Source organism: Planococcus sp. ISL-110 (genome assembly GCF_018613575.1).
GTDB lineage: Bacteria > Bacillota > Bacilli > Bacillales_A > Planococcaceae > Planococcus.
The window spans coordinates 24,544-36,672 of the sequence record NZ_JAGGPX010000025.1 but is presented as its reverse complement, the minus strand read 5'-3'; the positions used below and the strand labels follow the sequence as shown (position 1 = coordinate 36,672).

At 40.3% G+C, this 12,129-nt stretch carries 9 protein-coding genes; 3 read left to right on the top strand and 6 right to left on the bottom strand.

Going from position 1 to position 12,129, the window contains the following annotated elements; all coding sequences use genetic code 11:
* Window positions 1-59: 59 nt before the first annotated feature.
* Together J7I83_RS14785 and relB are read right to left on the bottom strand one after the other, a co-directional pair.
* Window positions 60-323, bottom strand: coding sequence for a type II toxin-antitoxin system RelE family toxin (locus tag J7I83_RS14785; protein WP_215101969.1), 264 nt, complete (start codon window positions 321-323; stop codon window positions 60-62).
* Window positions 324-329: 6 nt separating this feature from the next.
* Window positions 330-542, bottom strand: a complete 213-nt coding sequence (gene relB, locus J7I83_RS14780) for a type II toxin-antitoxin system RelB family antitoxin (RefSeq protein WP_215101968.1) — start codon at window positions 540-542, stop codon at window positions 330-332.
* Between the two features lie 595 nt (window positions 543-1,137).
* On the opposite strand from relB, the gene J7I83_RS14775 reads away from it, so the two are divergent.
* The 3 genes from J7I83_RS14775 (at window position 1,138) to J7I83_RS14765 (ending at window position 4,896) form a co-directional block, all read left to right on the top strand.
* Window positions 1,138-2,178: an aromatic acid exporter family protein gene (locus tag J7I83_RS14775; RefSeq protein ID WP_215101973.1), complete on the top strand. Its 1,041-nt coding sequence runs from the start codon at window positions 1,138-1,140 to the stop codon at window positions 2,176-2,178.
* Window positions 2,179-2,664: 486 nt separating this feature from the next.
* A complete protein-coding gene (locus tag J7I83_RS14770) occupies window positions 2,665-3,621 on the top strand; it encodes a calcium/sodium antiporter (RefSeq protein ID WP_215101966.1) in 957 nt (318 codons plus the stop codon).
* Window positions 3,622-3,825: 204 nt separating this feature from the next.
* Window positions 3,826-4,896, top strand: a complete 1,071-nt coding sequence (locus tag J7I83_RS14765; protein WP_353048292.1) for an FUSC family protein — start codon at window positions 3,826-3,828, stop codon at window positions 4,894-4,896.
* 273 nt (window positions 4,897-5,169) lie between these two features.
* Here J7I83_RS14765 and J7I83_RS14760 read toward each other — a convergent pair whose 3' ends face one another.
* The 4 genes from J7I83_RS14760 to J7I83_RS14745 all read right to left on the bottom strand — a co-directional run bounded on the left by J7I83_RS14760 (window position 5,170) and on the right by J7I83_RS14745 (window position 12,009).
* Window positions 5,170-6,822 (bottom strand): SWIM zinc finger family protein, encoded by a 1,653-nt coding sequence (locus J7I83_RS14760; protein ID WP_215101964.1) that lies wholly within the window; start codon window positions 6,820-6,822, stop codon window positions 5,170-5,172.
* Window positions 6,823-6,997: 175 nt separating this feature from the next.
* Window positions 6,998-8,335 carry a uracil-xanthine permease family protein gene (locus J7I83_RS14755; RefSeq protein WP_215101962.1) on the bottom strand — a complete coding sequence of 446 codons (1,338 nt, stop codon included), beginning with the start codon at window positions 8,333-8,335 and terminating at the stop codon, window positions 6,998-7,000.
* 343 nt (window positions 8,336-8,678) lie between these two features.
* Window positions 8,679-9,980, bottom strand: coding sequence for a glycosyltransferase (locus tag J7I83_RS14750; protein ID WP_215101960.1), 1,302 nt, complete (start codon window positions 9,978-9,980; stop codon window positions 8,679-8,681).
* Window positions 9,970-12,009, bottom strand: a complete 2,040-nt coding sequence (locus tag J7I83_RS14745; RefSeq protein ID WP_215101959.1) for a glycosyltransferase family 4 protein — start codon at window positions 12,007-12,009, stop codon at window positions 9,970-9,972. The genes J7I83_RS14750 and J7I83_RS14745 overlap by 11 nt, the downstream gene beginning before the upstream one ends.
* Between the last annotated feature and the right edge of the window lie 120 nt (window positions 12,010-12,129).

The following is a 12,129-nucleotide window of genomic DNA, read 5'->3' as shown; positions in this document are numbered from 1 at the left end:
CGAGGTTTCTCGACAGCCTGACAAGTGCAGTCTCTTTAAAGAGACTGCACTTGTTTTGCTTATTCATAAATATCTTTTCGATGTCCCACATCAATAATCGTGATAATGATTTTTTCGTCTTCGATTAATGCCAAAATACGGTAATCTCCGACTCGGTAGCGCCACTTGCCCTTATGGTTCGCAATCAAGGCCTTTCCTTGTGTTTGTGAGTCACTGGAATCTTGCAAATTCTTTTCAATCCAACCAATTAGGAGAGAAGCTTGGTACCGATTCATCTTTTTTAGTTTCTTCAAAGCTACATCTGAAAAATGAACATCATACATTGTCTGTTATAAACCCAATTCTTTTTTGACATCATCCAAGGAATGGGTTTTTTCCATACTTGCAAGAACGCGGTCGAAATTTTCTACATCAATTTCATCTTCAATTTTTTCAATAGTAGCGTTTCGCATTAAATCGGAAACGGACATCTTCTTCAATTTTGCGTAATCGCGGATTAGTTTGCTGTCGCGATCATCTACACGCAGGGAAATAGTAGGCATGAGTAAAACCTCCTCCAGCTCTTTGTAATACATTGTATTACAAATTTTCCTATTTGTAAATTAAATTGATATGGCTCTACTTTTTGTTTGTATTTAATTTTGACTAACTATGTTGAATTAAAGAAACCCACTTTTACCCATCGCTTCGGCCGCTCTGGGCAGGGCTCCCGCAAGTCAGCAGGCGAAAATCTTAAGTTCAACTTATATAGTCGGTTCGAGCGTTTCCGGTAATTCCCATTTCTCCCCCGTGTACCACTTAATTTCGAATAATTATTAAGCATCATGAAAATACATCAGGGATTCTTTCTACTATATAAATTTGTTGATTTTCTTATGCAGTATTGCTGTATATCTTGAATTGTGCCGTACACAGGACACGATTTTTGTTTCCAGATGTAGATTTCTGGGAAGGGTTTTTCATTTTGTTCCTTTTATACCGCAGAATTAAAAAGAAGTATAAACTCAAAAAGACACATCCTTTTTTGCTTTCATGTCTTCAACGCTGATGGTAATTGTCTTGGAATACATCCAGAAATAGATGGTATACTGAATTCCGGTGAAAATACTCTGCAAAAGAGAGGGTGGTTAACCTATGATGCGATCCTTCCAGGGCAGTCGAATTTTGAAAACAGGGATAGCTATCTTTTTAACCGCCACGATTTGCTTGTGGTTTGGTTGGCCGCCTGTCTTTGCGGTCATCACGGCAATTGTGACGATCGAGCCGACCGTCAGCGATTCGATCAAAAAAGGACTGGTCCGGTTCCCGGCATCTGCGATCGGCTCTGCATTCGCCGTCTTCTTTATCACACTCTTCGGGAATGCCCCGATTACTTATACACTCGCGGCGGTTGCCACGATTTTAACCTGTTACAAACTCAAGCTGCACGCCGGCCTACTCATTGCCACATTGACCTCCGTCGCGATGGTGGAAGTCATCCACGACCATTTTTTAATCTCGTTCTTCATTCGACTGGGTACAACGACGATTGGTTTGCTCGTGTCCACCGCTGTAAACATGCTAGTTTTCCCACCAAACTACCGGGCAGATATTTTAAAAAGTATCCAAAGCATTAGTGAACGTGCAGGAACGATGCTGGAACAGACATTCCATACGATTCTCTTTGACGGTGATGCGAACCGTCAGGAAGACCAGGAGCTTGTTAAGCGACTGACGACGGAAATCAGAAAGACGGAGAAAATAATCCACTACCAGCGGGATGAAGCCAGTTTATATCCCTGGGTCCGCGACCGGGAAGCGGAACTCCGCATGGCGGAAAGGCAATTGCTCTTTTTACATAACCTGGAGTTCCACTTGGATGCTTTGCTACGCATCCCGTTCCACAGCATTAAATGGTCACCGGCCGAGCGAAATATCATTATGCAGGCAGTTGCAGAGCTTGCGAACGACTTGCAGAACTCTAATGAATACAATCACGAAACACATCAGCACCAATTAAAAATCATCACAGACTTCTTTTGGGAAGACAGCAAAGGCATATCGACAAGCGATGCCCTGCACCCTACCCTATTCTCGCCGGAATTCAAGATCCTGTACGAGCTCATCACCATTTATGATTTGGTGGATAAGTTTTTTGATCCGGGTAGTGTGAAGGCTGCTAGGGAAGCAGAGAAGTGATTCGATTGCTCGAATACAATCGAAGTTGTTGCATTTACGATAAACTGAATTTAAAAAAGCCGCGCAGGAAATTGAACTGTTTCTAGCATGGCTGTTTTATATTTACGAATGCATTTGTGTCAGAGATCAGTTTTACAGAGGAATATTCCGAAGACTTTGAGTGAAAAGTAACTTTACTGTGGTTGAACACAATTTTTATGAGTGAATAAAAATAATGGCCATACTCAAATCGCTGATACAACGAGGATGAAAATGTATAAACTATAAATTGTTTTGTATCGTCTGAAACGTTTAGAGTTTTTTGAAACAGGGTGACGACTCATTATGGTTTTTGGAATAGCTCCAAGGGTATTAGCATAGAATAGAGTTACTTCTCTCAACGACAAACGGAATGAAATGGGTTGTATGACATTAGTGAAATTACTTTTTATTTTTTAAAAGATTGAATGAGCATTTATAAAAATATATGGAGGAAGTGAATAACACATGACTTATCTATTATTGTTAGTAGGATTCGCTCTTTTGATTAAAGGAGCTGATTATTTTGTAGAAGGAGCTTCAAAAATAGCTCAGAGCTTGAGGGTTTCACCCCTATTGATTGGCTTGACGATTGTGGCTTTTGGTACAAGTGCACCGGAAGCATCCGTCAGTTTTATTGCCGCCTTTGAAGGAAACAGTGATGTGGCGATCGGGAATGTAGTCGGCAGCAACATCTTTAATATCACGTTCATTTTAGGAGTTACAGCCCTGGTTTTCCCTTTGATGGTTCAAAGCGAAACCATACGAAAAGAAATTCCGTTCGCTTTGTTGGGCGCAGTGGCATTGCTGCTTCTCATCAGCGACATTCAACTTGGGTCTTCAGCCACCAATCTGATTACAAGAACTGAAGGCATGATGCTGCTGCTTTTCTTCGCAGTTTTTCTTTACTACATCTTTGAAGTGGCACGGAAAGATCGACGGCTCACAGAAGAAAATCCCCCTGATATCGCAAACGTGTCCAAGACTAAGAATACGCTTTTAACAATCGGCGGACTGGCTGCCATCGTGTTCGGTGGCAACCTCGTTGTAGAAAACAGCATTCAGATCGCGCTTTCACTTGGAATGAGCGAGACCTTAGTCGGTTTGACGATCGTTGCTGTGGGTACCTCACTTCCTGAGTTGGTCACGTCTATCACCGCAGCTTTAAAGAAACAAGTTGATATTGCTTTAGGAAATATTATCGGCAGCAATATCTTCAACATTTTCTTTATACTAGGAACCTCGGCAGCGATCTCTCCTTTAACTGTGGATTCGAAAATATTTTCGGATGTATGGGTAATGATCGCTGTGTCCATTCTCTTAATGATTCTTGCACGAACCAAGTATAAGATTTCACGGATCGAAGGTTCGGCTTTAGCCGTTATCTACATCATTTACGTTATTTATATTATTTTGCGGAATTAACATTTAGAGCAGAACGAAGATATTGTAGAATGGGGCTGTCTCAAGAGGGCGTGAAAATTACTTTTGGGGGAACAGGCCCTTTTTACATTCAATGATAAAAATACTGAAGTGCAATATTCACTTTTGACATAATGTCTAGCGCAATTTAAAGTTTAATCAGACATCATTATATAAGATAATAGTTACCTAACGAGATACTGGTGAGTGAAAGGCATTCCTCCAGTTCTTTATTATCTGAAAGGAGAAATGGATATTACTTTTGGTCCTCGTATTTTTAAAACTGGAGTAGCCGTTATAATTGCCATATATGTATGTGAATTTTTCGGATTGGACAACATTGCGTTTGCAGCTGTTGCAGCTATTTTAGCTGTACAGCCATCTTTATACCGGACTTGGAAGCAATTGCCCGATCAATTGATTACAAATACCTTAGGCGCATCCATTTCGTTGTTTTTTCTCTATTTTTTAGGCGAAAATCCGATCACCATTGGTTTGGTAATTATGATTATGATTTCATTAAGCTTGAAATTAAAAATGGATAGCACAATCCCACTAACTCTTGTAACGGTAGCTGCGATCATGACTTCCGGTGCAGGTGAGGATTTGTACTTTGCCCTGGAAAGATTTTTAGTTATTTTAGTAGGAACGATTTCTGCTATAGTCGTTAACCTGGTTGTTTTCCCGCCGAAATATAAAAAGAGCTTTTCGGATAACATCCACTCAGCTTTTCAGCAAATGTCATTGTTATTAAGAACTGCCATTTCAAATGAACTGACAGAAGGTTCTTATCAAGTGCTTTCCCGGAACTTTAAGAAAGAACTTGAAAACTTAGTCGAGCAATTCAAGTTGTTTGATGAGGAAAGAATCAAGCTCGGAAAATCACGAACCAAACAATTGAATGACAGAGAAATGATTGTCTTCAGGCAGATGTTGAAAACATTAGAGGAGGGAGATCAGCTTCTCGGAAAAATTGAGGACCATTACTTTCAGAGTACGTCTGAAAAAAGTGTCAATCTGTTGTTTGATCAGTACCTGGAAGAATTAATTAAATATCACGAGTACCTGTTTTTAAAATATCAGGGCAAGATTAAAGAATTTCAGCATTCAGACGCAGATATGTTAAACCGAAGAAACGAATTTTATAGATCCGTGCTTTCTCTCTCTAAGGAAGATCCGGAGAAAAACATCCGATTAATGATCGTGGCATCTGCTCTTTTGGATTATACATTTTATCTCCACCGTCTAGATCAGCTGTTGAACCAGGCACAAAAATAACAGCAAGAAGTTATATAGGTGTGATTGAGTAAAAGGAATAAAATAATGCCCAACAACAAAAAAGCAACTACCTTCTCCTTATCAGGATTGTAGGTAGTTGCTTTTTTGCTTAAAAACATTTTCAATTTCGCCAGCCACGCTTACACGGCATGTGCTGCATCGGCCGAGTGTTAACGCACTCGATCTTTTCTATGTCTAAATTAGAGCATATTGGGTTTTAGGGTATCTTATTTATAATTCGATTTCGCTTCCCAGAGAGACAAACAATTAGTCCTACTCAATCTTCCCCAACTCATCCAACAACGCTGTCCGTTTCGGGTACATAAACTTCAACTCTTCAATCAGCCCCGATGCCACTTTGGCCCCAAGCGCCTGCTGGAAATCTGTGATCCTTTGGCAGGCAGTCCAGTATGCCTTGCGATTGGAAGCCCGTTCGATCAGGCGGTAAATATAAGCCGTATAAATCTCATTCACTTCATGCGGATAATCGTCCAGCAAGTGTGGATACAGGTGCTCGATGGCAGAAACATCCTTCCGGCAATAATCCAAAAGCTCTTCCAATCTCTTTTCCTCAATAAGAATTCCGAGATACAAAGGCAGACTCCGTGGACTGTTTTTCATCTCGGCAAGAAGCGATTCCAGCGATTCCGGCCATTGCTCCGCATCCACCAAACTCTTCAGCTTAACGTAATACTCTTCCTCCCCTTTCAGCGCGAACTCAAAGCTGAGGCCAATCATTTCCGCAGTGCTGCCCAACCCTTCATAGGCTTCAAAGCGCAGCTTTTTCCAGTCGTGCAAAAGCCCCGCGAGGTTCGCATCCAGCCCCTCCGACTCTTCACACAAACGGATCACTTTTTCAAATTCACCGGCATCCAGTGCCTGCCGGATCTGCGCTTTTCGGATTGCCGGATAACGGTGGAACTTCACGTAAAATGCTTCGACCAGTTCCTGCTTGCCTTGCTGCTGCAAAATTGCCAGCTGGTACATGTGGAACCGCTCTTCCGTGTAATCGTAGGTCTTGTTTTGCATCTCGTCGCTGGCAATCAAATCAGCAATATAATTATAGAGCTTTTCGGTGAAATCGCCTCGTTCATTCCATTGCAGCACTGCTTCTACCAGATGACTCGCCGCATCTGTGATGTCCTGTTCCAGCGCAAAGAGGATATGTGGATAGAGCAGGACGAGTATCTGATCGACCGTCTCTTTGTCCAATTCTTCCGGCCACTCCGCTAGGGCTTCACTAATTTTCTCCAAGCTTTCGTAAATCGCTGAGCTGATGTCCCCGGATGAATCGTCCGCCATTTGCAGCATCTCCGTACATTCTTTAATGACAGTCAAACTGAGGCGGATGATCTTTTCGGCATCATGCTGTGAGTCTAATCCATCCATATACCCAAGGACTTCCCCAACGCCTTCGAGTGCCTGGTCCGTTCGGTCCCATTCGATAAATCCCCTACGGATTGTGCGGTAAGCCGACTTCTGTATAATCCGGCGCGCCTCTTCTTGATCCATACCACCAGGATTCGCAAACTTCTCTGTCAAATAAAGTTGAACGGATGGCTGCTTCTCTGCCAGTTCTTCCAGGATTTCCAGCAGCTCTGCTTTTTTCAGCGTCTTTAGTTGCGTCAGCACATCCACTGCAGACGGACCGTTTTCCTCCTTATGTTCCCGGATCGCCAGACACATTGCCACTTCGTGCTTGCACAGCGAATCCGATTCGAACGGGCAGGTGCAGTAAGAACCCGCGATCGTCCCGTCTTTCGTAAAATTGACTGACACCTCGTAATCCCGCGTGCCTGCTACCCGCGCATGCCAGCGATTCGGCGCAACTTCCGTCAAATGTTCAACAAAATCCTGCTCAAAATAATCCAAGCCACGCTTATAAAGTTTTGCCGGCACGTAGGTTTTCAAATTGTTTAAGTTCATGAGAATTCCCCCTGGATTGATTATAACCTGTGGTTGTTTGGGGTTGAACAGGGAGTTTCGGTATAAAAACAAAAGCCGTATCCAGTTACCCTTGAGGGCACTGAATACGGCTTCTTCCAACTGTAAATGTCTTAATAAACTGAATTGAGTTTGACACACAGGGGCGTGATTTCGTCTATGCCTCTTCTTTCATCGATTCCTCTGGAATGATCAAGTTCAATGCAATCGCCACAAAACAGGCGATTGTTATTCCAGATCCACCAAACAATAATTTGATAACTTCAGGAAACGCGTTCATCGCATCGGGTACTTGACTTAATCCGAGTCCAAATACTAAAGATAATCCAACGATAATCTTTGCTCTTTCATTTAAAGGCTCTGATGTTAATATGGTTATGCCTGTTAACGTAATCTGAGAAAAGATGATGACTGTGGCGCCTCCAATAACTGCTGGTGGCATTGTGGATATAAGAGCTCCAACCTTAGGGATAAGACCAGCCAATATTAAAAACCCAGCGCCAACAGCTACGACATATCTGCTCATTACTTTTGTAAATGCGATCATTCCTACATTTTGGCTGAAAGATGTATTTGGCAAAGAATTAAAAATCGCTCCCAGAGAAGATGTAAAACCATTTGCTATGACTGAGCCAGAAAGTTCCTTTGCTGTGGGTTCTCTGCCTGCTCCCCCAGTAGTCATCGCTGTAACATCTCCAACGGTCTCAACAGATGTCACGATAAACATAATCATCATAGGGAGGATAGCTCCCCAGTAAAATTCCATAGGAAAATAAAATGGTTGGGGAATTGAAAACCAGGTAGCTTCTCTCATTGCTGTAAATTCTACCATCCCCAGTGGCAGAGCCACCATATATCCAATGACAATGCCGATTAAAATAGAGGATGTTTTCGCCATTCCCGTTGCATATCTATTTAGAAACAGCACAATGGCCAATACGAGTAATGCCACCAACCAGTTTTGAGCTGATCCAAAACTTTCAGATCCACTGCCTCCAGCCATCGAGACAATACCAGTAGGCAAAAGTGACAAACCGATCGTCAGAACGACTGTACCGGTTACAATTTTTGGAAAGAACCTTCTTACTTTCTCTATGAAAAATCCTAAGAATCCGCCAAACAAACCGCCTATAAGGCTTGCACCCAATAATCCGCCTATGCCGTAGGAGCTTGCGATCACGATATTGGTAGGCAGAAAACCAAAACTCGTCCCCATAACTACCGGGAGTCGTGCTCCGACCTTCCATATTGGGTAACACTGAATAATCGTTGCAACTCCTGCCATGATCATGGCACTTTGAATCAATATCGTTAAATCAGTTCCTGTTATGCCAACCACACCTGCGATTATGATAGGAACAGCAACATTCCCTAAAAACATTGCAAAAATATGCTGCAATCCCAAAGGTATTGCTTCTTTTAATGGGGGTACACCATCTACATCGTATTTATTTGTATTCTTAATCTTCGTGTCAGCTCCAACTATTTCCTTCATAAAACACCTCTTTCCAGTTCTATATAAGTTGAACTTATGAATTATCATTTCACACACCGCTTTGGGTAGAACATAGACGACTGCTCCTACGCAAGCTCGTGGACGCGCCGGCGCTGAGATCGTCACTTACTAACAAGGAATCTTCTGTTTTCCCACTAACTTACTAACAGATATGAAGCAAAACAGCTGCGACTCCTGCGGAGCAGCGTTAGCGACGAGACGACCGAGACCCCGCAGGGAGCGCAGAGACCGAGGAGGCTTGGGCGCGAGCCCGCGGAAAGCGCAGCTGTTTTGCGGAATATCGACAACGAAAGATTATTAGTTCAGCTTATATATTTGTATTTTATTCGATCTCCAATATTTTTTTTACTGCATAATCTGCTCCTCTTTCTCTTGAGATGTTTCGCCAATACAGTAAATTATCTTTAGAAATCTCTTCTATCTCATTAAATGCCTTTGCTAATTCTTCTTTGCTGAAATTATTTGGATCCAGTACTCTTCCTAAATTATTCTTTTCAACATCATGAGCGATATTAAACTGATCGCTGGAAAATGGTAAGATGACCATCTCTTTTCCATGGTACATCGCTTCTGTTAACGTGTTGCATCCACCATGAAAGACAACGGTGTCCACATAATGCATAAGTGCGATTTGAGGGATAAAATCTTCTATGATGGTATTGGACGAACTGTATTTTTTTAATTCCTCCGCATTGCTGCCTGCAGAAACGATCAATAGCGCATCAGGGTAACTTTCTCTGGACGATAAGATCAGTTTTTCAAGTACATCTTTTCGATTGGATAAAAAAGTTCCTAAACTTATCATGATTTTCTTTTCTTTTGTATCTATTTTTTCCAGCCATTCTTCATCTAACGTAACCGCTGTAAATGAATTTCCTATAAATATTTCCTTTGGGTTTTCTTCATCCTTTTCAATGTTGTTAAAATCAAAATAGTTATAGATAACAGCTATTTCAGAGACCAAACTAAACGCATTGCTAATTTTTGCAATAGACTTATTTTCAATGATAATGTCGTTGAAAACTTCAGTGAATTCTCTTTGGGTTTGGGTTGAAACCTGCTTTAACATCCTCAAATCTTCTTCCTTGACCGTTATCGCCTCGGGCCAGCTTTTCGGTACATTAAAATACTTTCCTTCTTTTGGAATCGTATTGGGATGAGGCGGACAAAATGTGACAAAAGGCAGTCCTAAAAAATACAAGCTCAGCGTAACAGAGTAAGATAATATGTCTACCACATACAGATCCACATCTAGTGAATCATCTATGAGCTTTACCTTATCGATAAGCTCTTGTGGATTATAAAGCATATCAGCCTTTCTGTGGCGAGACTGAGTGATCAGTGTTTCTACTGCACCTTTTCTTGTCGACTCAAAGAATTCTTCCAATCTTATTCTCTCCGTATCTGGTTGTATTGTGTGTTCTCCTTTGCCTGTATTTTTGTTTGCACTTATGTCTATTTCATAAAAATTCAAATTTTCTTTCAATATTTTTTCTTTAAACTCTATACTGCAGCCAAATGTCACTTCTGCACCATATTCTTGAAAACTTTTTGCTAACACTAACAACGGGTTGAAATGCGAATAAAAAGGGGGACTGATAAAAAATATCTTTTTATATTTCATTAACTTCTTCTCCTTCTATAGACAAATAAAATGATACAAACTCATTTGAAATCTTTTCAATCGAAAAATTTTCATCTACCGTTTTTTGTCCGGCAGCTTGAATTTTTTTCATTTGATCTTTGTCGACGTTAGAATCATAAAGATGGTTTTCCGTTTCTTTTGCAATCGTTTCCCAATTGCTTGTGTCGATTAAAAAGCCATTTTCCCCATTTTTCATATAACTTTTAACCCCGCCTTTTATCGGACCCAAGGTTAGAAAGCCGATCGACATCGCTTCTAAAATAGCGATGCCAAACTCTTCTTTTACACTTGAGCACAGATAGATATGAGGATAGGTAAAGTCTCTCTTAATAATATTCCTTTCAAGCAATCGGATATCCAAATTTGACATGGCGCCTTTATGTATGAACCTGTCTTTGAATTGAGGATGCCTTTGCAAGTAATCCTTAAAATAATCAATGACCATTTCTTCTTCTTTATTAGGTCTCTCCAGGTCTCCTCCGATTAGTAGAAGATTATGCGTTTCCGAAAGCTTGGAGTTTGACCACGCTTTTAAAAGTTCCATCTGCCCTTTTAAAACGGATAATCTCCCCACGTTTAAGATTACAGGTTTTTCAAAAAAATCTTTATTGGTTTCGCTCCATTCGATCAGGCGATTTGCACATCCAGCTTTGTCCTCTGCATCAATTGGTTGATCTATTTGTATGCCTTCACCAATCATTTTTATTTTTCGATTTACATGTTCATCTTTAAATTGCGGGAAATAGACCTCAAGTTCGGATTTCACTTCCGCATTCCCTATCCCAACGATTCCATCGCTTGTGTGGATTAATTCGTCCCCTATTTTTATCTTGTTCAGTTTTTCAATAAGCTCGTTAAAACCCAGTTCTTTTAAATGGCCCCTTCCATCAAACATGTTTCGGTGCGGGTCTGGCGTTAGGGTAAAGACAAGTTTTCGATTCCATTCTTTACTTAGATGAGCGACCGATTTAGAAGCGTTGTCCAGAAATCTTATATGAAAGACATCAGGCTCTATCTTTGACCCCTTTAAAAAATTGGCTATATACCTTTTGATAAATAACTCTCTTTTTATAAACTTGTCCGATACAGACTGATCTAAATAGATTGGCAACCGGATAAATACGTGTTTATCTCCATAAAAGCTTATAAAGGGCTTATTTAATTCTTGCGTGATCGTAATCGTAAATACATAAGATATACTACTATCTTTCGATATCTCTTCACCCAAACTTTTTAATAATACAGCTAACCCTCCATTATTTCCTTTTCCGCTATCTTCAAAATCGCCATAAAACATGGACTGCAAAATTGAAATACCTGGCTTTTCAAATTTAAAATCTGTATTGAGAAAGTCCATATAACTGTCAAAAAACACTTTGTTTTTGTCATTTCTTACATTCTTCTCTACGAATGATTGATCGACATTTTCTATTGAGTACAAATTCCGTAATAAATTGATTCCCTGGATTTTTATGCTATCGGGGTAATCCAAGGTTAATAATTTGTATAGATGCTCTTTAAATCCTTGCCGTTTAAAACGATCCAGATAGTCCAGTAAGATAGAAATGATCTCTAAATCCAGTTTATATTTCTCAAGTGTAAATAAGATATCGCTATCACTTAAACTATCTATACCACATTCAATACAAATATCTAAAACATGGTATAGCTTTTGACTATCATACCGTTTTTTCAATAGTAAGTCTTTTGTTTTTTCCTCTACTAGTTGTTTGATCTCATCATTGAATAATGTTAAAACAGTATCTACTATAAATCTGTCTGTCGATGAATGCTCTCCCAAAAACAAGATCCATTCATCTATTTCTTTTTCGCCTAGTTTCTTTTTCCGTTCTAGTTGCTTGATCGTTCGAATTTGCTCGATCACTCTTTTTTCATCGGAATTTACAGCCTTACTTTTATTTAGATACTCATCTAAAAATTGGAGCGGATAACTATCATTACTCTCGTTATCATAAACACGATTTCTAAACTCAATAAACTCGTTCATTTTTCATCCCCCGATGCTTTCAGTAGATTAGTATCTTCCTATTTTATACCACAGGTGGTGCTACTATATACGCAGACGCTTCTTCATTCTTTTTAATAAAACGAAAGATGCCAATTAATG

Coding starts and splice junctions, on each gene's coding strand:
- J7I83_RS14785 (WP_215101969.1), bottom strand. CDS start 323: ATGTATGATGTTCATTTTTCAGATGTAGCTTTGAAGAAACTAAAAAAG.
- relB (WP_215101968.1), bottom strand. CDS start 542: ATGCCTACTATTTCCCTGCGTGTAGATGATCGCGACAGCAAACTAATC.
- J7I83_RS14775 (WP_215101973.1), top strand. CDS start 1,138: ATGCGATCCTTCCAGGGCAGTCGAATTTTGAAAACAGGGATAGCTATC.
- J7I83_RS14770 (WP_215101966.1), top strand. CDS start 2,665: ATGACTTATCTATTATTGTTAGTAGGATTCGCTCTTTTGATTAAAGGA.
- J7I83_RS14760 (WP_215101964.1), bottom strand. CDS start 6,822: ATGAACTTAAACAATTTGAAAACCTACGTGCCGGCAAAACTTTATAAG.
- J7I83_RS14755 (WP_215101962.1), bottom strand. CDS start 8,335: ATGAAGGAAATAGTTGGAGCTGACACGAAGATTAAGAATACAAATAAA.
- J7I83_RS14750 (WP_215101960.1), bottom strand. CDS start 9,980: ATGAAATATAAAAAGATATTTTTTATCAGTCCCCCTTTTTATTCGCAT.
- J7I83_RS14745 (WP_215101959.1), bottom strand. CDS start 12,009: ATGAACGAGTTTATTGAGTTTAGAAATCGTGTTTATGATAACGAGAGT.